This is a genomic window from Cloacibacterium normanense (assembly GCF_003860565.1).
Lineage (GTDB): Bacteria > Bacteroidota > Bacteroidia > Flavobacteriales > Weeksellaceae > Cloacibacterium > Cloacibacterium normanense.
This window is the reverse complement of the sequence record NZ_CP034157.1, coordinates 2,223,010-2,245,407: the sequence shown is the minus strand read 5'-3', so window position 1 is coordinate 2,245,407 and position 22,398 is coordinate 2,223,010. Positions and strand designations below refer to the sequence as shown.

The window sequence follows — 22,398 nt, the reverse complement described above, 5'->3', positions numbered from 1 at the left end:
TCAAAAATATTTAAAAGCGACTTTTTCTAGAAAAAGTCGCTTTTTTTATAACATTATGCAGAAATATTGAAACTACCATTACTTCAAAAAGTAGTATATTTGCGCATAAAAATTCATAAAATTGTGAAATACACTAAAGAAATAAAAGCAGGTTTAATAGCACTTTTAGCTATTGTAGGATTCGTTATTCTTTTCCAGTTTATGAAGGGGAAAAGTTTCTTTACATCAGATAATATTTACTACGCAAAATTTGACAATGTAGACGGTTTAGAACAGTCTAATCCAGTTTCTATTAACGGTTTGAAAGTAGGACAGGTAGATAAAATTCTTCCGCAAACAGCCAAAGACGGAACTATTTATTTTGTGGTAAAAGTTTTAGTGGATAAAGGTTTTAATTTTTCTAAAAATTCTACTGTAGAAATCTTTGAACCGGGAATTATGTCTGGTAAACAAGCACGAATTCATTTGGTTTATGATAAAGCACCTTTTGCTAAAGATGGAGACACTTTAAGAGGAACTTTTCAATCTTCTTTGATGGCAAGTTTATCTTCGCAGGTTGGTCCTGTAAAAGACCAAGTACAAAGTGTTTTAACTAAACTAGATTCTACAATGGCAGCGACTAATAAAATTGTAGACGAACAAAACAGAAGAGAAATTAAAATACTTTTGGCAAGTCTCAACCAAACAGTTGCTTCTTTCAAAAATACTTCTGACCAAACCAATAAATTATTGGCTTCAAGTCAAGGTAGAGTAGAGAATGTACTTGATAATGCTAATAAAACCATGATTTCTGCCAATGCTGCAGTAGAAAAATATGGTAGAGTTGCGGAAAGTATTGATACAAAACAGCTCAATCAAACAGTAGAAAGACTTTCGGAAGTTTCTAATAAACTCAATCAGGTAATTTCTGGGATTAATAATGGAGAAGGAAGCCTTGGTAAACTAGCTAAAGACGAAGAATTATACAATAACCTCAATAAAACTTCTCAGAACCTTAATAGTCTAATTTTAGACCTTAAAGAAAATCCTAAGCGATACATAAATATTTCTGTTTTTGGTAAGAAATAATTAACGTATTTTTGAAAAAGAGAAAAAAATAACTATGCAATATTTAGACAATATTTTATTCCTTGTTTTACTCATTGCTGGTTTCGGTCTGTTTTTTAAAAGTTTAAAAGAGATTTACCGAAATATAAAACTAGGAAGAGAAATCAATCGTTCTGATAACCCTTCAGAAAGATGGAAAACAATGGCAACTGTTGCTCTCGGGCAAAGCAAAATGAAAAAACGCCCAGTTGCAGCATTCTTGCACATGATTGTTTATGTAGGTTTCGTGATTATCAACATTGAATTGATTGAAATCATTGTAGATGGAATTTTCGGAACACACCGTTTCTTAGCTTCTATTTTTGGAGATACACTTTATGGAATTTTCACTGCTACATTAGAAGTTTTAGCTGCATTAGTAGTGATTGCTGTAGTAGCATTCTTCATCAGAAGAAATGGTCTTAAAATTCCTAGATTATCTTCTATCGACCTAAAAGGTTGGCCAAAAAATGATGCCAATTGGATTTTGGTGATAGAATTCTGCTTAATGATGGCGTTTTTCAAAATGAATGCGGCAGATTGGTTGCTTCAGCAAAACGGCGTTTTAGCAGCACACGGAAGTTTCCCAGTTTCATCTAACCTTATTGCACCGATTTTTCAATCTTTCGGTTTCAGTGATGGGTTTTTACATTTCATAGAAAGAGGAGCTTGGTGGTTCCATTTCGTAGGAATTTTGTTCTTCATGAACTATTTATATTATTCTAAACACCTTCACATCATTTTTGCATTCCCGAATACTTGGTATGCTAATTTGGAGAAAAAAGGTAAATTCAATAATTTAGAATCTGTAACTCAAGAAATCAAATTAATGATGGATCCTAATGCAGATCCTTATGCAGCGCAACCAGAAGGAGCAGAACCTCCAGCAAAATTTGGCGCTGAAGATATTTTTGATTTGAATCAAGTTCAGTTACTGAATGCCTATTCTTGTACAGAATGTGGTAGATGTACTGCGGTTTGTCCAGCAAATATTACAGGTAAAAAACTTTCGCCACGTAAAATTATGATGTCTACCAGAGACAGAATTGAAGAAGTGGGCAAAAACATCAACAAAAACGGAAAATTTGTAGATGATGGTAAAAAACTCTTAAACGATTACATCACCAAAGAAGAATTATGGGCTTGTACAAGTTGTAATGCTTGTGTTGAAGCTTGTCCAGTTCTTATAGATCCACTTTCTATAATTTTTGAAATGCGTAGATTTATGGTGATGGAACAATCTGCAGCGCCACAAGAATTGAATATGATGATGACCAATATCGAAAACAATGCTGCACCTTGGCAATACAATCAAGCAGACAGATTAAACTGGGCAAACGAAAATTAATGTGACAATGAGATGATGTGTTGATGCGAAAATTAACACATCAGCAAATTAACAAATTAGCATATTTACAATATGGATTTCACTATAAAAACAATGGCAGAATATGCTGCCGAAGGAAAATCTCCAGAAGTTCTTTTTTGGGTAGGTTGTGCAGGAAGTTTTGATGATAGAGCCAAAAAAATTACCAAAGCATTTGCTAAAATTTTAAATAAAGTAGGAGTAGAATTTGCAGTTCTTGGTCAAGAAGAATCTTGTACTGGCGACCCTGCAAAACGTGCCGGAAATGAATTTATTTTCCAGATGATGGCATTAACGAACATAGAAGTTTTAAACGCCTACGAAGTAAAGAAAATCGTAACGGCTTGTCCGCATTGCTTCAATACTTTAAAAAACGAATATCCTAGTTTAGGTGGAAATTACGAAGTAATGCACCATACACAATTGCTTCAGCAATTGATGGAACAAGGAAGACTAAAAATAGAAGGTGGCGCTTTCAAAGGTAAAAAAATCACTTTCCACGATCCTTGTTATCTAGGAAGAGCGAATGATGAGTACGAAGCTCCAAGAGTTCTTTTAGAAAAATTAGATGCAGAATTGGTAGAAATGAAGCGTTGTAAAACCAACGGTTTATGTTGTGGAGCTGGAGGTGCACAAATGTTTAAAGAACCAGAAAAAGGAAATAAAGACATCAATATTGAAAGAACAGAAGAAGCTCTTGCACTTAATCCAAAAATTGTAGCAACAGGTTGCCCATTCTGTAACACGATGATGACCGATGGTGTAAAACACTTCAACAAAAATGAAGAAGTAGAAGTAAAAGACATCGTAGAATTAATTGCTGAAGCAGATGATTTGTAAATTAGACATCAGATTTCGGATAATAGATTCCAGAATTTAAAATCTTACCTCTGAAATCTCAAATCTCATATCTAAAATTATGAAAATAGAAGAATCAACCATAGTAGAAACCAATGACTTCAAAGTCATTATTTATCCTGCTTCTAGAGCGTTAACTGCAAAAGAAGTAAAGGAAATCACGGAGAAATTGTATGATTTTCTACCTTCTTGGAATGCACATGGAAAAGGATTAACATCTTCTTTTAAAATAGACCACAAACAATTCATTATCATTACAGTAGACGAAGAAAAAGTGCAAGCTTCTGGCTGTTCTATGGATTCTCTAAATGGTGTAATGAGAGAAATAGAAGCAGAATACCAATTAGGAATTTTTGACAGAATGAAAGCTTGTTACAAGGAAAATGACGAAGTGAAAACCATGAAACTGACAGATTTTAGAACTGCGGTTAGAAATGGTGAAATTTCAGAAGAAGTAGAAGTTTTTGATTTTTCTAAAGACACTTACGTAAATTATTTATCAGACTTTTTACTTCCTTTTAAGCGAAGTTGGGCTGGTTTTATCAAATAAAATTCAATAGAGTCGGACTTTAGTCCGACTTTTTTATTTCAAACTACAATTTGACTTTAGTCAAAATCTATTTCCTAGAAAGTTTTCTTTAAATTTGTATAAAACTATCTGTTTGAACATTCATAAACGACATAAAATTCTCTTCATTTCGTCTTGGTTTCCTAATAAACTTGAACCTACGAATGGAAACTTTGTGCAGCGTCATGCAGAAGCCGTTTCTTTGCTTCATGATGTGGAAGTTCTTCATGCGATTGGCGATTTTAACCAAAAAGAGAAATTCGTTTTTGATGATCAAATTATCAATGGAATCAGAACGTTGATTGTGTATTACAAAAATTCCAAGAACCCTTTGCAGAATTTTTTGAGAAGAATGAGAGCTTATCAATTGGGTTTCAAAAAAATGCAAAAGCCACATTTGGTTCACGGAAATGTTCTTCATAACAACATGCTTTTTGCAGTCTCCCTAAAAAGAAAATACGGAATTCCGTTTGTGATTTCAGAGCATTGGTCGGTTTTTCAAGAGCAAAATCATCGTAAAATTTCTAAATCGGCTCGTTTTTTAGCAAAAAAAATCGCAGAAAAAGCATCTTTCATTCTTCCTGTTACCGAAAATTTAATTTCGGGTTTCCAAAAATTAGGAATTAATACTCCTATGAAAGTGGTAGGAAATGTGGTAGACACAGAATTATTTTCGCCAAAATTTGAAAAGTCAGAAAAGTTCACTTTTCTACATATTTCTAATCTTATTTCGCTAAAAAATCCTGAAAAAATCATCAAAACAGCGATACATTTACGCCAAATAAATCAGAATTTTGAATTACAAATTGGTGGTGATGGCGATTTGAAGCCTTTACAAAAAATGATTCACCTGAATAATGCAGAAAGTTATATTAAAACTTTCGGGATGCTTAATTTAGAACAGGTTTCAGAGAAAATGAATGATGCGAATTGTTTTGTACTTTTCAGTGATTATGAAAATCAGCCATGTGTAATTTTAGAAAGTTTAGCTTCTGGAATTCCCGTTATTGCTACAAAAGTGGGAGGGATTTCTGAATTATTAGATGAAAAAAGAGGTGTTTTAATAGAGAAAAAAGATGGTCAAGAATTATTAGAAGCTATGAAAAATATTTTAGAGAAAAATGTAGTATTAGAATCTTCTGAAAATTTAAGAAAATACGTGGTAGAAAATTTCTCTAAGTCCGTAATCGCCGAAAAATTTTCTGAAATTTATAATCAAGTTTTATCATGAGAAAGGGATTTTCGGTAAGAATTTTCAATGGAGAAATAGAATCTTTTTGTAGATTTCAAGAAGGTTCATTTGATAATGTGATGGTAGAAAATGAAAGTTTTCTCATTGCAATGGAAGGTGTAATTCTCAATAAGAAATCACTTTGCCAAGAATTTGCTTCAATAAATTTTAAAGACTTAGTTCTTAATTTATTCAAACAAAAAAGACAACATTTTTTTGCGCTTTTGGAAGGTGAATTTTCAGGATTCATTATTGATAAAAGTGAAAAAACAGTGTTTGCTTTTACCAATGTTACTTCTACACAAAAAGTTTTTTATTATCGTTCAACGGATTTAATCATCATAGATACTTCTATTAAAAATATTGTGGAGGATTTACAATCCAATAAAATTCCTTTTTCTATAGATGTAGAAAGTATATACCAAATGTTGGCTTTTACCAATATCATTGAAAATAAAACACCGATTAAGGATATTTTCAAAATTTATGACGCATCATATATAAAAGTAGATGCAGAAAATTTATCTATAAAAGAAGAGCAATATTTTAATGTAGAAGCAGAGCGGTTTTCAGGAAGTAAAAAAGTGGCAATTAATACCATTGATGAAATTTTCTCAAAATCTGTCGCTCTAGAATATGAAAAAGATAATGAACTCGGCAAAGAACATTTTTCTCTTTTAAGCGGAGGTTTAGACAGTAGAATTGCGGTTTTATATGCAGAAAAATTGCAGCTAAATCCCGATAAAATGTTTTGTTTTTCGCAGAGCAATTATTTAGACGAAACCATTTCTAGAAAAATTGCCGAGAAATTTAATTTTGATTACCATTTTGCTCCATTAGATGGAGGAATTTTCCTGAAAAATATAGATAAAATGGTTTTTATTTCTGAAGGAATGGTTTTATATACGGGTTCTATTCATGTAGATTTTGCAATGCAACAGTTTTATCAGGAACAATTTGGCCTTATTCATTCTGGGCAAATTGGTGATGGCGTTTTAGGTGGATTTAACATGATTCCTGATGTACAAAAACCTACCAACAAGAAAATAGTAGTCAATAGTCATTTTTTACCAAAAGTTTCTGAAAATCTAGAAAAAATAAAATCTCAATATGAGAGAGAAGAGCTTTTTTATCTCAGGAATATAGCTTTTAACAGGGCGGTTTTTGGAGGTCAAGTGTTCCAACAGTTCTCGTATCAGACTTCTCCTTTTATGACCAAAGATTTTATGAGTTTTGCTATAAGTTTGCCGGAAAAATGGAAATTTAATCATCGATTTTACTTAGAATGGATTAAAGAACATTGTAAAGAGGCGACTCTGTTTAAATGGGAACGAACCATGATGAAACCCGATGCTCATTGGAAAACGACTCTTGGAGATCATTTTAACAAAAGATTGGTGAATGTTTTTTACAATAAAATTTTCGGAAAGGAATATAAAATAAGCATGTATCCGTATCAATATTATTTTGATTCAAGTCCAGAAATTCAGTCTTTTTATAACGATTATTTCCAATCAAATATTGGGCTTTTAGACGATTATAAAGAACTTCAAAAAGACATTTTAGAGTTATATCATCATAAAGATTTCTTCTCCAAATCTTCTGCAGTCAATATTTTAGCAATTTTTAAATATTATTTGTCGTAAATGAAGAGTCTTCAAGAATTTTTGCAGAATTTTTTTAAAAATAAAGGTCAATATGTATTTTTTTCATTATTGATTGCAAAAATCTGTGGATTTATTTCGTCTATTGCGGTGGTAAGAATGCTTCCGCAAAGTGATTTTGGAATCATGACGATTGTGGCTTCTGTTTTTGCAGTTTTTGTGACTTTTAGTGGATTTGGTTCTGCGCAAGGATTTCTAAGATTCGGTGCCATTGCAGAACAAGCAGAAGAAAAAGAAAAACTTCATCAGCATTTTTTTCTTCAAGGATTTTTATATCATTTAATTCTTTCTGTTCTGTTTATTCTTTCGAGCTTTTTTTTCGTTCAGAAATACGGAGATGTTTTGCTGATTTTTATATTTTTTACCATTCGTCTGATTGGTTTTTATTTTTTCAATCACATACAGTCTTACTTTAGAGTGTATCATGATAACAAGAACTTTGCTCGAGTGAATAATGTGGTTAATGTTTTTGGACTGATTTTAATTATTATTTTAACTTACTTTTTCGGGTTAAAAGGTTATTTATTGGCTATTTCACTTGCTCCATTTTTATCTTTATTCTGGTTTTTTAAATATAAAATTCTAAACTTTAAAAGAACAAAACTTCAAAAAAAAGAACTTTGGAGTTATTCATTTCATGCAGTTTTTACTGCTTTTTTATCAGATTTATTATTTTCTTTAGATATTTTACTTTTAGGATTTTTACTAAACGAAAATGCGGTAGCAGATTATAAAGTGGCGATTATTTTGCCTTCCAATCTTACCTTTTTGGCAGTATCTATGTTACAAGCAGATTTTCCAAAAATTGCTAAAAACGCTCATAATCAATTATTTGTAAAAGATTACATTTCGAATTACTATAAAATTTTCATACCGATTTGTTTAGTTATTTTTGGAATATCATTTTTCTTTGCCAAAGAAATTTTAACGTTATTTTTCTCATCTCAATATGCTCCTGAAACCCAAGTGTTTTTAATTTTGGTCATAACATTTTTAATGAATATGTTATTTAGAAATTTATTCGGGAATTTACTTTCTGCAGTGGGAGAAATGAAGAAAAACACTATCATTTCTATATTTTCGTTGATTGTTTTGGGTATTTCAGCTTTTATTTTAGTTCCAAAATTTCAAATTTTAGGAATGGGAATCAGTGTTTTTTTAGCGATGACTTTTTCGGGATTTCTTGGGATGTTTTTTTTCTGGAAGTATTTTAAAAAATTAGCTTAGAAAAATTATCTTTGCAATATGAAGTTCAGCAGATTAATCATTTTAGGGATTCTAATTTTTCTTAGCTCTTGTAGAGGAGAAGATGAAAGTGACTTGCAGAAAATAGACCAAGTTCTTAATATTTACATCAAAAACGCTGCGGGAAAAGATTTGCTCAATACTAATATTCCTGGAGGTTTTACCGCTGTGAGAGCCCAGGATTTAAATGCAGATAGAACTTTGCAAGATATTACAGGAATTTCTGTAAAAAAAGACCAAGACACGATAGCTTATGTAGATTACACAACTGGTGCAGTTAGAATTTTGAAGGATTCTATTTCGCCAAGTCAAAAAACGTATCAGTCTGATTTTTACATCAATCTTTCTAAAATAGTAAATAAAGAAACGGTAACAGATGTAGACACAGTAAAAGTAGTGTACAATTGGTCTCCTAACTTGTTTCAAGTTTCCAAAGTTTGGTATAACAATAAACTTTCATTTTCTAAAGTGGAAGGACAGCCAAACATCATTCATATCGTAAAATAATTCCGTAAATTTGCATAAATCATTAAAATTTGAGTTTTATTTAGACTCAAATCTTAACTCTCAAACCAAATAAGATGTTACAAGTAAGTTTTTTGCGCGAAGAAAAAGAACGCGTTTTAGAAGGTCTTAAAAAAAGAAATTTTAAGCAATTAGAATTGGTAGATGAAGCGATCCAATTAGATGACGAACGTAAAAAAACACAACAAGAATTAGACTCGCAATTGGCTGAAATCAATAAAATTTCTAAAGAAATAGGAATTTTAATGAGAGAAGGAAAAAAAGAAGAAGCCGAAGCTGCTAAATCTAAAACTGCGCAATACAAAGAGTCTTCCAAAGAACTTACTACAAAACTTTCGGAAATAGAAACTTCGTTGCTTAATATTTTATACCAAATTCCAAATATTCCTTACCATTTGGTAAAACCGGGCGTTTCTGCTGATGATAACGAAATCGTTTATCAATCTCACGAAGTTCATGGATTGGGAGAAGGTGCTATTCCGCATTGGGAATTGGCAAAAAAATACAATTTGATTGATTTTGAATTAGGTGTAAAAATCGCAGGAGCTGGTTTCCCAGTTTATTTAGGAAAAGGTGCGAGATTACAAAGAGCTTTAGTTCAATATTTCTTAGATAAAAATACAGATGCTGGTTATCTTGAAGTAAATCCGCCTCATGTTGTGAATGAAGCTTCTGGTTATGGAACCGGACAATTGCCTGACAAAGAAGGTCAAATGTATCACGTAGGAATTGATGATTTATATTTAATTCCGACTGCGGAAGTTCCCGTAACGAATATTTACAGAGATGTTATTTTAGAAGAAAAAGATTTGCCAATTAAGAATACTGCTTTCTCACAATGTTATAGAAGAGAAGCGGGAAGTTATGGTGCTCATGTTCGTGGTTTGAACAGATTACACCAATTCGAAAAAGTAGAAATTGTAAGAATAGAAAAGCCAGAAAATTCTTATGCAGCTTTAGAAGAAATGGTAGCTCATGTAAAATCTATTTTAGAAGATTTAGAATTGCCTTTCAGAATTTTAAGACTTTGTGGTGGTGATCAAGGGTTTACTTCTGCGATGACTTATGATTTCGAAGTTTGGAGTGCAGCACAAGAAAAATGGTTAGAAGTTTCTTCTGTTTCTAATTTTGAAACTTTCCAGGCGAATCGTTTAAAATGCAGATTCAAAGGAGACGGAAGAACGCAATTAGCCCATACATTAAACGGTTCCGCAATGGCTTTACCGAGAATTATGGCAGCTTTATTAGAAAATAATCAAGTAGAAGGCGGAATTAAGTTACCGAAAAAAGTAGCGGAATACGCTAGATTTGAAATGATAGATTAATATGCTTTTTGCATTCAGCAATTAGCTTTCAGCATAAAAAACCACCGAAATTTCGGTGGTTTTTGTTTTATTCTGTAATGATGATTACTTTTTTGTCCTTTTCGTTGAGTTTTAAACTTTCGTCAAGAAGTTCTTCAAAAGAGAAAGACATATCAATGGTATAATCGTCTATTTTCTTTACCCAATCGTGTTTTCCTTGGATGGATTTTATTTTGGTTTCAAACTTAATTTTGTTGTTGAATTTAGTATTAAACATCTTCATCATAGCAAGTGCAGATTCTGCTTCTGCTTTAGCTGAATCCGTTTTAGCTTCTAAAGTCATTTCTTTTTTTAAGGTTTCAGAAAAAGTTTGAGGATTAAAATATTCTGTATCTAATGTTAATGTTTTTCCGTCCCAAATGGTATTGTCAGAACTTGTGGCGCTTATAAAATTGCTTTTTTTAGATGTTCTAGAGAAATTTTTGATTTCCTCTGGAGTTAATCTATCCATTTTAAAAGCAATTCCCGTCATTTCATTATTTTCAAAATTAGATTTTACAAACATTTTTTTGATTAATTGAATGCTGTCTTTGTCTTTAGTCATCGCGATTCCCTTTTTTTCTGAATCTTCTTGCATGATTTCGTACATGTTTTTCCAATTTTTTGGGAAAAGTTCAAAATTCTTAAATTTATTATCAGAATTTGCAGAATCGCCACCCATGTTTTTTGCCATTCCCAACAATTCTTTCATGTTAATATTCATTAAAATGCTGGTGGTTTTATCTTGATGATAAGTGGTAACAGAATCTACAGCACAAGCTTGGAGAATAATAGCCAATAGTGGAATTAGCCAAAAAGTAAATTTTTTAAGCATAGATTTGATTTTAAAATTCTGAGCTAAAAGTAAGAAAAATTAGTGACAGTTTTCGTCTGAAGTTTTCTCTGAGTTCATTTTCTTTTCTACCTTCAAAGCTTCCTTTTTAGGAGAGATGTAAGGAATACCTAATTCTAGACCTCTTAGAATGAATAAACCTCCTAAAATGAGCATGATAATCGGTACAATCTTAAGGATTTTGATTCGAAGAGCCGTGTTAATTAGATTTCCGAAAAGAACAGTGGCAAACATGAACGGAAATGTTCCCAAACCGAAAATAGCCATAAAACTTGCGCTTTGCCAAATTCCGCCTGCTGCTAAACTGGCAGTAAGTGCCATATAAACCATTCCACAAGGAAGAAGTCCGTTTAATAATCCTGTTAAAAATCGAGAGGAATAATCAGATTTTTGTAAAAATTTTCCGAGATTGATTTTAACTTTGAGCAAAGCATTATTAATGGCTGGAATTTTTGAGGCAAAATCTCCTCCGAAAGAGAAAAGTGCCATAATCATCAATAAAACTCCTGCAAAAATGCTGATGTATTGCTGAATTCCTGCGAGCTGAAAACCTTCGCCAACAATTCCTACAATGGCTCCTAAAATAGAATAAGTGAGAATTCTGCCGAATTGATAAGTAAGATTTTGAAGATGGAAATTAACTTGTTGTTTTTTAGACAATCCTAGTGAAAGCGCAATGGGACCGCACATTCCTATACAGTGGAATCCGCTTGCAAAACCTAAGCCTAGAGCCGCTAAAATAAGGGTTATTTCCATTCTACATCATAATCTACTTGATAATCTTTTCCATCTTTAGTCCACAAAACTTTTAGTGTATATGAACCTGGAATCATAAAATTCTTAGGGATTAAAAAGCTATTATCTGCATCTAGTTGCACAGAACCTGTTTTGTCTTGTGTTTTGTCATTGGTTCTGTATAAATAGTACTCTATTTTAGCATTTTCATTGTTGATATCTTTAGGGAAAGCAATTCTAATTCCGTAAGGCAACTGTGCATATTGAGGTTTTGCAGTTAAGGTTGCGGCATTATTTTTAGCATCGATCACTTTTTGATAAGATAATTCGTCTTCATAATAATTTTCGGTAACCAATTCAGAATTCTGTTTACCAATTGGAAAAATGAAAATTAAATACAAAATAAAGGATATAAAAAGTCCTAAAGCGACTACTATACCATGTCCCCAAGTGAATTTCATTAAAAATATTTTTTAAAAAATTAGAATTGTAACTTAAATGGACCTTCAAAATTAGTTTCGAAAGTGTCTAAAAGTTTTCCTTTAGAATCATAAACGCCAAAAGTAACAATTAATTTTGGTTGGTTCACTTCTTTTTCAGGGAAACTTACATTTACAGTTCCTTTGGTGATTTTGTCACGTTTTAGAGCGATAGTACTGTTTCCACTGAAAATAACTTCACCATGTTTTGGTTCAATTACTTTTATGGTAACAAGTTTATCATCATTAGTTTTGTTTAGGAAGGTGTAATTGTAGGTATTATTAATTTTTCCGTCTTTCACATAGAAAGAACTTCCCGCTGGTTTTATGAATTTAGCTTCTAAACCACCTCTGTTGTTTAATAAAAAACCTAAAACACCAACTAATGCTAATAGAACAAGCGAGTACGCTTTCATTCTATTTGTAAATTTGAATTTTTCTTCTTTTTCGATTTCGTCTTCTGTAGCGTAACGAATAAGACCTGTAGGTAAACCTGTTTTGATCATTACTTCATCACAAGCATCAATACACATGGTACAGTTGATACATTCTAACTGTTGACCATTTCTGATGTCAATACCAGTAGGACAAACGACTACGCACTGATTACAATCGATACAATCTCCTTTTCCTGCAGCTTTTCTGTCTTCACCTTTTCTCCATTTTGCTCTGTTCTCACCTCTTTTATAATCGTAGAAAACGTTTACGGTTTCTTTGTCAATCAATACACCTTGTAATCTGCCATAAGGACAAACAAGTGTACACACTTGCTCTCTGAACCAAGCAAAAACGAAGTAAAATAATCCAGTGAAAATTACCATTACAATGAAATTAGTAGGGTATTCTACCGGTCCTCCTCTCATAATTTTAAGCGTGTCTTCTACACCTACGATGTACATAAACATCCAGTGAGTAATGATAAGTGAGATTACTACATAAACAGACCATTTCAATCCTTTTTTCCATATTTTTTCTGCATTCCAAGGTTGACTGGCTAATCTAATTTGTTTGTTTCTATCTCCTTCAATCCAAAATTCTATTTTACGGAAAACACCTTCCATAAAAATAGTTTGTGGACAAATCCAACCACAGAAAATTCTTCCGAAGATTACGGTAAAAAGAATAATGAAAACAAGAGAAGTAATTGCTCCTAATGCAAGAATAAAGAAGTCTTGCGGATAGAATGGTTGCCCGAAAATAAAAAATTCTCTATCGATAATATTTATTTTGAGCATTGCATTTCCATTTATTTTAAGAAATGGAGTAATAAAGAAAATGGCTAATAAAATGAACGTGACAATATCTCTGTAATTGGTAAATTTCCCTTTTGGTTTTTTAGGATATACCCATTTTCTAGAACCTGATTGTTCTATAGTTGATACAGAATCTCTGAAGGTTTCTGCATGAATTACTTGACCAGCGCCAATTTGTTCTTCTTTATTAGCCATTTTTGTATGTTATTTATTATAAAAACTAACTTTTCATATTTTCTTTTATAACAAATATAATTTTTTTAATTTATTTTTCCCAATTTGCCTTGGTTCCTTGTGGAGCAGCTCCACCAGCAGCATCTGGCATTTCTTGGTTAATGTGGTAGATGTATGCAGCTACTTTTTCGATGTCGTTACCGTTAAGAACTCCATTTTTACCGAAAGCTTGCATTGCAGGATTGTTTGGACTACCATTTTCAACCATGTGGAATACATTTTTGAATAATGTTTTTTCTGGTTGATTGATCCAGAAATCATCTGTTAAGTTTGGTCCAATTCCTCCTTTTCCACCTTCACTGTGACATGATACACAGTTGGTCTTGAAGATTTGTTCACCTTCTGCAATATTATCTGCATTGTATTTTGCAGTTTCGATAGTCGCTTTAGGAGTAACAGCGTCATAAGCTGCGATATCTGCTAATTGCTGTTTGTGCTCTGCTTCATATTCTTTGTCTGGGTGAGCAAAATCTGAAACTGAGTATGCAATTAAATAAACTACTGCATAAATTACGCCAAAGTAAAATAGACCTAACCACCATTTTGGTAATTGATTATCTAATTCTTTGATGCCATCAAAACCGTGGTCAATAAGGATGTCTTTTTCTTCAACATCTGATTGTTTTTTGAAACCACTGTCATATAATCTTTTGAAGAATGGTATTTCTTTTTCTTTTAAGAAAGTTGCTTTTTCTGCATCTGTCATTTGCTTGAATCTTTCGTTTTCAGCTAATGCACCGATTGCATTGAAAATGTATGCTAAAACAATACCAATTACTATGGTTCCCCAGAAATAAGGAGAAGATAAGAAAGAGGTATTTTGTATAAACATATAGAATAATAATACTAAAATAAATAATATTACTACAATGTTTACAAGTACGGGTGTTCTATGTTTCATGACTCTTGTTTTTTAGAACTTTTTAATTGTTATGATCATCTTCTAAAGGAGCTCTTTCAACTTCGCTGTAGTGTTTTTTCGGTCTAGAAAGAACGTATAACACAGTGCTGATGAAAAATATGATAAAGATAATCATAGACAATGTTTGGTAGATTCCTGCATTATCTATATTTGCTAAGATATCTTTTATATTACTTGGTATCATATTGAAACAACTCCTTTATTAGATTATTAATTATTGCTTGCTGTTTTTACTTCGGTAGTTTTAATGTCTGTACCTAATCTTTGTAAATAAGCAATTAAAGCAACGATTTCTCTCTTTTCTACAGGAACGAATGCTGCACCTTGCTGAGCTTTTTGAGCATCAAATGCTTTTTTGATTTCAGCATCTCCAGAATAGATTCCTTCTACAATTTTAGCAGCTTGTTCGTCTACTAATTTGTCTACATTATTGATTTCTTCATCTGTATAAGGGTGACCGAATACATTTTTCAATAATACTAATTTATCCTTAGTTTTAGTTCTGTCTAGTTCGTTATAGATTAACCATGGATATCTTGGCATGATAGAACCTGGAGAAGTTACTCTTGGGTTTAGCATGTGTTTGAAATGCCAAGTATCTGGGTTTTTACCACCTTCTCTGTGTAAATCTGGTCCTGTTCTTTTAGAACCCCATAAGAATGGTCTGTCATAAACATATTCACCAGCTTTAGAGTACTGTCCGTTTTTACCATTGTAACGTACAACTTCATCTCTAAAAGGTCTAATCATTTGTGAGTGACAAGCGTTACATCCTTCTCTGATGTATAAATCTCTACCTTCTAATTCTAGTGGAGTATAAGGTTTTACAGATGCGATAGTAGGAACATTATCTTTTACAGTTAATGTAGGGATAATTTCTACCATACCTCCAATTGCTAATGCCACGAAAGATAATAGGGTTAAATATAATGGCATTCTTTCTAACCAAAGGTGTTTTCCTTCTCCTTCTTTTCTAGCGTCAGAAATTTTAGCTAATGCAGGAGCTTCTACTGGAACATCTTTTTCGAATGAACCTTGTCTTACTGTTGCAATAAGGTTAATTACCATTAAAATAGAACCAGAGATGTATAATAATCCACCTACAAATCTCATTTGGTAGTGAGGAATAATTGCAGTAACTGTATCTAAGAAGTTTTTGTAAACTAATGTTCCGTCTGGGTTAAATTGTTTCCACATTAGACCTTGTGTAAATCCAGCAACGTATAAAGGAATTGCATAGAAAATAATACCTAATGTACCTAACCAGAAATGCCAGTTAGCCAATTTTACAGACCAAAGTTTTGTTCTCCAAAGGATTGGTAATAAATAGTAAAGCATACCAAATGCAATGAAACCATTCCATCCTAATGCACCTACGTGAACGTGACCAATTACCCAGTCTGTATAGTGACCGATTTTATTTAAAGTTTTTGTTGCTAAAAGTGGTCCTTCGAAAGTTGCCATACCATAACAAGTAACAGCTACTACGAAGAATTTAAGAACAGGATTTTCTCTCACTTTATCCCATGCTCCTCTTAAAGTTAATAAACCATTAAGCATACCTCCCCAAGATGGTGCGATAAGAGCAATAGAGAATGTAGTACCTAAAGCTTGAGCCCAACCTGGTAATGCTGTGTAAAGCAGGTGGTGAGGACCAGCCCAGATATAAATGAAAATTAATGACCAGAAGTGAATGATAGATAATTTGTATGAGAATACAGGTCTATCAGCAGCTTTTGGCATGAAATAATACATTAAACCAAGTACTGGAGTTGTAAGGAAGAATGCTACTGCATTGTGACCATACCACCATTGTACTAAAGCATCTTTTACACCAGCATAAGCTGAATAAGATTTCCATCCTGCAAATGATAATGGAACTTCTAAGTTGTTGAAAATGTGTAACATTGTGATTCCTATCCATCCTGCGATGTAGAACCAAATCGCTACGTAAAGGTGTCTTACTCTTCTCTTGGCAATAGTACCAAACATATTGATACCGAATACTACCCATACTAGAGCAATCATAATATCGATTGGCCATTCGTGTTCTGCGTACTCTTTAGAAGTGTTAATTCCCATAAGGAAAGTAACTACCACAGTAACGATAATTAATTGCCAACCCCAGAAATTAATCCAAGAAAGAACATCACTGAACATTCTTGCTTTTAATAATCTCTGAATAGAATAATAAACTCCTGCGAAAATACAGTTTCCTACGAATGCGAAAATTACTGCACTGGTGTGAAGCATTCTCAATCTACCGAAACCAAATGCGCCTTGAGTTTTTACTAATCCCATAATATTACTATTTGCACTAATAGTAACATCATCTGTACCGAAAATATATTCCGGAAGTGAAGGGAAGAAGAGCAATGTTGCTACGATTAACCCTACCAAGAAGCCTACTACACCGAAGACTACCATTGCGTAAAGAAATGCGCGCACAATGCTGTTGTCATAACTAAACTTTTGTGTTTCCATATTAACTAATCACTTTAATTTTTTTCTGTTTCTTCTTTGTTTTCTGTTTCTTGCTTCTTGTCTTCAAGAAGGATTCTTACAGCGGGAGATTCGTCATCGTCAAACTGACCATTCTTGGCACTAATAATAAATACTATTAGAAAAATTACAGCTATAGAGACGCTGCAGATGATCATTAAATAGAGAATTTCCACGATTTTACAAATATAAAATGAATTTGCGCTTCAAAATTAATGTTTTTTAATGACTTTCATCATGGTCTGTTAAAAAAACGTTAATTTAAAAATATTCTAAATAAGATTTTTTTATCTTATTATTAAAATTTGAAGTATTTCCTTGATCTTAACCATGTTGATAATGAGGTAAATGCAACTACACTTATCGAGCTTAAAGGCATCAAAATTGCAGCAAACAAAGGAGACATCTCGCCTAGAACTGCTGCAGTTAAACCTACCACATTATATAGAAAACTAATCCCAAATGTTAATTTCACAATGATCATGGCATCTTTTGTGAGTGCAAAATAGTCATGCAACTTTGTCAAAACACCTCCATTCATGATCACATCTGAACTCGGCGTGAAAGAATTGGTGTCATCTGCAATCGCAATTCCTATGTTACTTTGTTTCAGAGCACCTGCATCATTTAATCCATCTCCAAGCATGGCAACTTTTTTACCTTGATCTTGTAAATGCTTGATATACTCTAATTTATCTTCCGGCGATTGACTAAATCTCATTTCAGTAATATTTGGAATAAGATTTTTAAGTGTTTGTTCTTCTGAAGAATTATCTCCACTTAATACATGGATTTTATAATCTTTCAATTCTGTTGCCATTTCAGCTAAACCATCTCTATATTCGTTTTTGAAGATATATTTTCCTAAAAACTCACCATCTCTTTCTATGTAAACGGCAGTTTCTAGTGATTTAGCTTCTTGATTCGTGAATTTTGCAGAACCAATTTTGTAAACTTTTCCTCTTACTGTGGCTTCGTAACCTTTTCCGGCAGTTTCTTTGAAGTTTTCAATTGGTAAATATTCGTCTTGTACTTCTAAAAATTCGTAAAGCGATTTAGAAAGCGGATGATTAGAATTTTTGAGTAAAGATTTTATGTTTTTTAAATCAAATTCAGCGATCTCTTGACCTTCAAAACTGATGTTGGCTTTTTTGTTATAAGTAATTGTTCCTGTTTTATCGAAAACCAAAGTGTCAATTTTTGCCATTTTTTCAATGGTGTGAGCATCTTTCACATACATTTTGTTTCTGCCCAAAATTCTCATGATGTGTCCCATCGTAAATGGAGTAGAAAGCGCTAATGCACAAGGACAAGCCACAATCAAAATCGCAGAAACCACTTGGAACATTTTTTCAAAATCTATTTGATACCAATAAATTCCAGCGAGAAGCGTAATTCCTAAAATGATAAAAGTGAAATATTTTGAAATTTGATTCACCAAAGTATCGAGTCCTAATTCTTCTTTTCTGAAGGCTTCTTTATTCCAAAGTTGAGTTAAATAACTTTGGTTCACAGTTTTGATGACTTCTAGTTCCAAAATGGAACCAATTTGTTTCCCTCCTGCAAAGATTTTATCCCCAGGATTTTTGGTAATCGTAGCACTTTCACCAGTAATGAAACTATTGTCTATGTTTCCTTCACCATTAATTAAAACCGCATCTACAGGAATAATTTCTTGGTTTCTAACTAAAATTCTATCGCCAATTTTAATATCAGAAAGTAAAATATTTTGTTGTCGTCCCCCAAAATCTACTTTGGTTACAGCAATTGGATAAAAAGATTTGTAATCTCTATCATACGAAAGTGCAGAATAAGTTCTCTTTTGGAAAATTTTACCCAACAACATGAAGAATAATAATCCACAAAGCGTATCAAAATATCCAGGACCGTAATTGGTTGCGATTTCGTAGACACTTCTGAAAAATAAAACGAGAATTCCTAAGACAATCGGGACGTCTATATTTACAATTTTATTTTTCAAGCCAAACCATGCAGATTTGTAATAATCTGATGCAGAATACACTACCACTGGAATGGAAAGTAAGAAGGTTAAAAATCTGAAAAACGGTGCAAACTCTTCTAACCAGAAATCTACGGAAGAACCCGTGTTTAAATATTCTGGGAACGCAAACATCATCGCATTTCCGAAGGCAAATCCTGCAACTGCCACTTTTATGGTGAGACTTCTGTCTACTGCAGCTTCTTTTTTGTCTGCCGTTTCTAATGAAATCACGGGTTTATAACCAAGATTCGTCAAGAATTTTGCCAATTCACTTAGAGGTAATTCATTTTGGTTAAAAGAAACTTGTAATGTTTTCTTGGTGAAATTTACCTGTGAATATCTAATATTGTTATTCAAATCTTGTAAACTCTCTAATAACCAAATACAAGAGCTACAGTGAATCACTGGGATTTTAAAGGTGACTACACTGGTATTCCCTTCAGAAAAATCTACTACTTTTTCGAAAATTTCTGGAGTATCTAAATAATCAAACTGAGAAAGATTTTCGTCTGGTCTAATTCCAGAATTTTTATTTAATTCATAAAAATTTCCGAGATTATTTGCATTAAGAATTTCATAAACAGATTTGCATCCGTTACAACAAAATGCCTTCTCATCGAAGAAAATTCTATCTTTATCTATTTCTTGTCCACAATGGAAACAATTTTCTGCCATCTGTTTTTATTAAATGTGCAAAAATAATACAAAAATTCTTTATGATTAATAAGAAAAAAATGATAATTTTGCTGACGAAAATCATAAAAATTCATCTATGTCTTTAGAAAAACAAATTTTTATTGAAAACAAGTTTCTAAGTGTTTTTAATGACAAGGCTTTTAAGGAAATTCTATCTAAAGAAGATTACACTAAATATATCAATGCGAAGCAAACTCTTTTCTTTAATAAAGGAGAATCTCTTTTCGAGGAAGGAAGAAATGTAGAAGGTGTTTTTTTTATAGAAAGTGGTACAGCAAAACTTTATAAACTAGGTTTTAATAGAAAAGAACAAATCTTAAGATTCATCAAAGAAGGTGATATTATTGGTTATAGAGCGCTGTTAATTGGTGAAGCTTATCAAGCAACTGCTGAAGCGATGAGCGATTTACAAGCGACTTATATTCCTGCAGATGTGTTTCTTCATTTGCTAGAAGTAGATCCTCAATTGTCTTTTGCAATGCTTCAAAAAATCTCTTTTGAATTGGGCGAAAGTTCTAATACAGTAACTTTCTTGGCTCAAAAAACAGTAAGAGAAAGATTAGCAGAAGTGCTTCTTCTTCTAGAGCAGAAATTAGGAACAGACCCAGAAGGTTTTATCAAAATTTCTTTAACAAGAGAAGAAATTGCTAACTTAATCGGAACTGCTACAGAAAGTGCCATCAGATTAATCTCAGAATTTAAACAAGACAACTACATAGAAGTGGAAGGAAGAAACTTAAAAATCTTAAACCACGAAAAACTAAGAAAATTAGGACACGTAGTTTTATAAAAATTAAAAATGTCGACCGCGAGTCGGCATTTTTTTATACATTTACTTTTTAAAATTTATTCCCATGTCAGTACATTCCGAAATTAAAAAAGTAACGACCGAAACCTTACGAAAAATGAAATTCGATAAGGAAAAAATCACAATGCTTACTGCTTATGATTATACCACTGCCAAAATGGTAGATGCAGGTGGAGTAGATGCTATTTTAATAGGAGATTCGGCGGCGAATGTAATGGCAGGTCACGAAACTACTTTGCCTATTACTTTAGATCAAATGATTTATCACGCTCAGTGCGTAGTAAGAGGAGTAGATAGAGCATTAGTAGTTGCAGATTTACCATTCGGAACGTATCAGTCAGACCCACAAAAAGCGTTAGAATCTGGGGTAAGAATGATGAAAGAATCTGGAGCGCATGCTGTGAAAATAGAAGGTGGCGAAGAAATCGCAGATTCTGTTTCTAGATTAATTAATGCAGGAATTCCAGTAATGGGACATTTAGGTTTAACACCCCAATCTATTTATCAATTTGGAACTTATAAAGTTCGTGCTAAAGAAGATGCAGAAGCCGAAAAACTAATAAAAGACGCTAAAATTTTAGAAGAACTGGGTTGTTTTGCTTTAGTTTTAGAAAAAATTCCTGCTGACTTAGCGAAGAAAGTTTCAGAAAGTATTTCTATCCCAACGATAGGAATTGGAGCGGGACCAGATTGTGATGGTCAAGTTCTGGTTTATCATGATATGGTAGGAATGAATAAAGGATTTTCGCCGAAATTTTTAAGAAGATATTTAGACCTTTATACAGAAATTACAGGCGCCGTTTCACAATATGTAAAAGATGTGAAAGACGTTTCCTTCCCGAATAAGAACGAAAGTTACTAGATAAATAAAAAGTTGAGTTTTTTGCTCAACTTTTTTTATTTTCTAACTTTGCAACTTTCAACTGAAAATGCAAAACATAAACTCAAATATCGCTTCTCAAATCATCTATGAAGACAATCACCTTTTAGTCATCAATAAAAAAGTGGGACAATTGGTTCAAGGTGATAAAACTGGCGACGAATCTCTGCTAGATTCCATTAAAAATTTTATCAAAATAAGAGATAATAAACCTGGAAATGTTTTTCTAGGTTTGGTTCATAGAATTGATAGGCCTACTTCTGGTTTGGTGATTTATGCCAAAACTTCTAAAGCGCTTTCTCGTCTCACACAAATGGTGAAAAATCGTGAGATTAAGAAAACATATTGGGCAGTGGTAGCCAAGGAAATGATTCCGCCTTCTCAAAGATTGGTTCATTATCTCAAAAAAAATGAGAAAAATAACAAAGCAATTGTTTTCCCAAAACCAACTGAAGGTGCAAAAGAAGCGATTCTTACTTATAATATTGTTAAATCTTTAGATAATTATCTTCTTTTAGAAATCGATTTGGAAACGGGAAGACATCACCAAATCAGAGCACAATTATCTAAAAACGGAACGCCCATAAAAGGAGATTTAAAATACGGTTCGCCACGTTCTAATCCTGATGGTGGAATTCATTTACACGCCAGAAAATTAGAATTTATTCACCCAGTAACTAAAGAAAATATAGAAATTACAGCTCCAGTTCCTCAGAATGATGCAATTTGGCGTGCTTGCGAAGGTTGATTTTCTGCTTTTTTATAAAGACTTGCAAAACAATCAAAACAATCACCAATTAGATGCAGTTGGTTTTGTGAATCTATCATAAAACTGTCTCTAAAACCACTATTGTAAATAATCATGTCTTTAATTTTATTGTCGAGAACAGATTTTTCTCGTGAAATTTTATAACTGTTTTTTTGTTTTAAAACGCTATTCTCATAAACTTTTACAGAATCTTTTGTTATGACAATTTTCACTTGTTTTCCTGTAGAAGCAGGCGTTTCTGTTCTGCCATCAATTCCACCTGTAGAAGAAATCCATTCCCAGTTTCCTATTAATGATTCTTTAGCAGAATTTTCATCTTGTCTTTCGCATGATATTGCCCAAACAAGAACTAGAAGTAAAAATAATTTTTTCATGGTGA

The 22,398-nt window shown here is 32.6% G+C and carries 21 protein-coding genes; 12 read left to right on the top strand and 9 right to left on the bottom strand.

The genetic code is table 11. The annotated features are described in order from the left end of the window. The first annotated feature begins 123 nt into the window (after positions 1–123). The 9 genes from EB819_RS10240 (at position 124) to serS (ending at position 9,868) form a co-directional block, all read left to right on the top strand. Positions 124–1,068 carry an MlaD family protein gene (locus EB819_RS10240; protein WP_069800331.1) on the top strand — a complete coding sequence of 315 codons (945 nt, stop codon included), beginning with the start codon at positions 124–126 and terminating at the stop codon, positions 1,066–1,068. 34 nt (positions 1,069–1,102) lie between these two features. Further along, a complete protein-coding gene (locus tag EB819_RS10235; RefSeq protein ID WP_069800329.1) occupies positions 1,103–2,434 on the top strand; it encodes a 4Fe-4S dicluster domain-containing protein in 1,332 nt (443 codons plus the stop codon). A 72-nt stretch (positions 2,435–2,506) separates the two neighbouring features. Beyond that, positions 2,507–3,292 (top strand): (Fe-S)-binding protein, encoded by a 786-nt coding sequence (locus tag EB819_RS10230; RefSeq protein WP_069800327.1) that lies wholly within the window; start codon positions 2,507–2,509, stop codon positions 3,290–3,292. A 79-nt stretch (positions 3,293–3,371) separates the two neighbouring features. Further along, positions 3,372–3,860, top strand: coding sequence for a hypothetical protein (locus EB819_RS10225; RefSeq protein ID WP_069800325.1), 489 nt, complete (start codon positions 3,372–3,374; stop codon positions 3,858–3,860). Between the two features lie 112 nt (positions 3,861–3,972). Next, positions 3,973–5,109 carry a glycosyltransferase gene (locus EB819_RS10220; protein ID WP_069800323.1) on the top strand — a complete coding sequence of 379 codons (1,137 nt, stop codon included), beginning with the start codon at positions 3,973–3,975 and terminating at the stop codon, positions 5,107–5,109. Beyond that, positions 5,106–6,755, top strand: coding sequence for an asparagine synthase-related protein (locus EB819_RS10215; RefSeq protein ID WP_069800321.1), 1,650 nt, complete (start codon positions 5,106–5,108; stop codon positions 6,753–6,755). Before EB819_RS10220 ends, EB819_RS10215 begins: the two co-directional genes overlap by 4 nt. Then, positions 6,756–8,000, top strand: a complete 1,245-nt coding sequence (locus EB819_RS10210; RefSeq protein ID WP_069800319.1) for an oligosaccharide flippase family protein — start codon at positions 6,756–6,758, stop codon at positions 7,998–8,000. Between the two features lie 18 nt (positions 8,001–8,018). After that, the gene (locus EB819_RS10205) at positions 8,019–8,525 is read left to right on the top strand and encodes a hypothetical protein (protein WP_069800318.1); all 507 of its coding nucleotides are present in this window, start codon (positions 8,019–8,021) and stop codon (positions 8,523–8,525) included. Between the two features lie 74 nt (positions 8,526–8,599). Continuing rightward, positions 8,600–9,868, top strand: coding sequence for a serine--tRNA ligase (gene serS, locus EB819_RS10200; protein ID WP_069800316.1), 1,269 nt, complete (start codon positions 8,600–8,602; stop codon positions 9,866–9,868). Between the two features lie 67 nt (positions 9,869–9,935). Here the strand turns inward: serS and EB819_RS10195 are convergent, their stop codons facing one another. The 8 genes from EB819_RS10195 to EB819_RS10155 all read right to left on the bottom strand — a co-directional run bounded on the left by EB819_RS10195 (position 9,936) and on the right by EB819_RS10155 (position 19,541). Continuing rightward, positions 9,936–10,721 (bottom strand): hypothetical protein, encoded by a 786-nt coding sequence (locus tag EB819_RS10195; RefSeq protein WP_069800314.1) that lies wholly within the window; start codon positions 10,719–10,721, stop codon positions 9,936–9,938. 39 nt (positions 10,722–10,760) lie between these two features. Then, a complete protein-coding gene (locus tag EB819_RS10190) occupies positions 10,761–11,495 on the bottom strand; it encodes a sulfite exporter TauE/SafE family protein (protein ID WP_069800312.1) in 735 nt (244 codons plus the stop codon). Then, entirely contained in the window at positions 11,486–11,935 is a 450-nt protein-coding gene (locus EB819_RS10185; RefSeq protein ID WP_069800310.1) for a FixH family protein, read from the bottom strand. The genes EB819_RS10190 and EB819_RS10185 overlap by 10 nt, the downstream gene beginning before the upstream one ends. 20 nt (positions 11,936–11,955) lie before the next feature. Beyond that, positions 11,956–13,401, bottom strand: coding sequence for a cytochrome c oxidase accessory protein CcoG (ccoG, locus tag EB819_RS10180; RefSeq protein ID WP_069800309.1), 1,446 nt, complete (start codon positions 13,399–13,401; stop codon positions 11,956–11,958). 70 nt (positions 13,402–13,471) lie between these two features. Next, positions 13,472–14,341 (bottom strand): cbb3-type cytochrome c oxidase N-terminal domain-containing protein, encoded by an 870-nt coding sequence (locus EB819_RS10175; RefSeq protein WP_069800307.1) that lies wholly within the window; start codon positions 14,339–14,341, stop codon positions 13,472–13,474. 231 nt (positions 14,342–14,572) lie between these two features. Continuing rightward, the gene (gene ccoN, locus EB819_RS10165) at positions 14,573–16,846 is read right to left on the bottom strand and encodes a cytochrome-c oxidase, cbb3-type subunit I (protein ID WP_069800305.1); all 2,274 of its coding nucleotides are present in this window, start codon (positions 16,844–16,846) and stop codon (positions 14,573–14,575) included. Positions 16,847–16,860: 14 nt separating this feature from the next. Then, positions 16,861–17,040 (bottom strand): cbb3-type cytochrome oxidase assembly protein CcoS, encoded by a 180-nt coding sequence (gene ccoS, locus EB819_RS10160; RefSeq protein ID WP_069800303.1) that lies wholly within the window; start codon positions 17,038–17,040, stop codon positions 16,861–16,863. Positions 17,041–17,162: 122 nt separating this feature from the next. Further along, the gene (locus tag EB819_RS10155; RefSeq protein WP_069800301.1) at positions 17,163–19,541 is read right to left on the bottom strand and encodes a heavy metal translocating P-type ATPase; all 2,379 of its coding nucleotides are present in this window, start codon (positions 19,539–19,541) and stop codon (positions 17,163–17,165) included. A gap of 97 nt (positions 19,542–19,638) precedes the next feature. Between EB819_RS10155 and EB819_RS10150 the strand changes: the two genes are divergently transcribed. From EB819_RS10150 to EB819_RS10140, 3 genes are all read left to right on the top strand, one after another. Next, positions 19,639–20,352, top strand: coding sequence for a Crp/Fnr family transcriptional regulator (locus EB819_RS10150; protein ID WP_074650861.1), 714 nt, complete (start codon positions 19,639–19,641; stop codon positions 20,350–20,352). A gap of 64 nt (positions 20,353–20,416) precedes the next feature. Continuing rightward, positions 20,417–21,232, top strand: a complete 816-nt coding sequence (panB, locus tag EB819_RS10145) for a 3-methyl-2-oxobutanoate hydroxymethyltransferase (RefSeq protein WP_069800297.1) — start codon at positions 20,417–20,419, stop codon at positions 21,230–21,232. 67 nt (positions 21,233–21,299) lie between these two features. Continuing rightward, entirely contained in the window at positions 21,300–21,998 is a 699-nt protein-coding gene (locus EB819_RS10140; protein ID WP_069800295.1) for an RluA family pseudouridine synthase, read from the top strand. Here the strand turns inward: EB819_RS10140 and EB819_RS10135 are convergent. Then, positions 21,962–22,393: a hypothetical protein gene (locus EB819_RS10135; protein ID WP_069800293.1), complete on the bottom strand. Its 432-nt coding sequence runs from the start codon at positions 22,391–22,393 to the stop codon at positions 21,962–21,964. The two genes, EB819_RS10140 and EB819_RS10135, sit on opposite strands and share 37 nt — an antisense overlap. Between the last annotated feature and the right edge of the window lie 5 nt (positions 22,394–22,398).

Bases quoted from the DNA above. Each gene is read 5' to 3' on its own strand.
- EB819_RS10150 (WP_074650861.1), top strand. From the start codon at position 19,639: ATGTCTTTAGAAAAACAAATTTTTATTGAAAACAAGTTTCTAAGTGTT.
- EB819_RS10140 (WP_069800295.1), top strand. From the start codon at position 21,300: ATGCAAAACATAAACTCAAATATCGCTTCTCAAATCATCTATGAAGAC.
- EB819_RS10195 (WP_069800314.1), bottom strand. From the start codon at position 10,721: ATGCTTAAAAAATTTACTTTTTGGCTAATTCCACTATTGGCTATTATT.
- EB819_RS10210 (WP_069800319.1), top strand. From the start codon at position 6,756: ATGAAGAGTCTTCAAGAATTTTTGCAGAATTTTTTTAAAAATAAAGGT.
- EB819_RS10135 (WP_069800293.1), bottom strand. From the start codon at position 22,393: ATGAAAAAATTATTTTTACTTCTAGTTCTTGTTTGGGCAATATCATGC.
- EB819_RS10205 (WP_069800318.1), top strand. From the start codon at position 8,019: ATGAAGTTCAGCAGATTAATCATTTTAGGGATTCTAATTTTTCTTAGC.
- EB819_RS10230 (WP_069800327.1), top strand. From the start codon at position 2,507: ATGGATTTCACTATAAAAACAATGGCAGAATATGCTGCCGAAGGAAAA.
- EB819_RS10185 (WP_069800310.1), bottom strand. From the start codon at position 11,935: ATGAAATTCACTTGGGGACATGGTATAGTAGTCGCTTTAGGACTTTTT.
- EB819_RS10190 (WP_069800312.1), bottom strand. From the start codon at position 11,495: ATGGAAATAACCCTTATTTTAGCGGCTCTAGGCTTAGGTTTTGCAAGC.
- ccoN (WP_069800305.1), bottom strand. From the start codon at position 16,846: ATGGAAACACAAAAGTTTAGTTATGACAACAGCATTGTGCGCGCATTT.
- ccoG (WP_069800309.1), bottom strand. From the start codon at position 13,401: ATGGCTAATAAAGAAGAACAAATTGGCGCTGGTCAAGTAATTCATGCA.
- serS (WP_069800316.1), top strand. From the start codon at position 8,600: ATGTTACAAGTAAGTTTTTTGCGCGAAGAAAAAGAACGCGTTTTAGAA.
- panB (WP_069800297.1), top strand. From the start codon at position 20,417: ATGTCAGTACATTCCGAAATTAAAAAAGTAACGACCGAAACCTTACGA.
- EB819_RS10155 (WP_069800301.1), bottom strand. From the start codon at position 19,541: ATGGCAGAAAATTGTTTCCATTGTGGACAAGAAATAGATAAAGATAGA.
- EB819_RS10235 (WP_069800329.1), top strand. From the start codon at position 1,103: ATGCAATATTTAGACAATATTTTATTCCTTGTTTTACTCATTGCTGGT.
- EB819_RS10175 (WP_069800307.1), bottom strand. From the start codon at position 14,341: ATGAAACATAGAACACCCGTACTTGTAAACATTGTAGTAATATTATTT.
- EB819_RS10215 (WP_069800321.1), top strand. From the start codon at position 5,106: ATGAGAAAGGGATTTTCGGTAAGAATTTTCAATGGAGAAATAGAATCT.
- EB819_RS10225 (WP_069800325.1), top strand. From the start codon at position 3,372: ATGAAAATAGAAGAATCAACCATAGTAGAAACCAATGACTTCAAAGTC.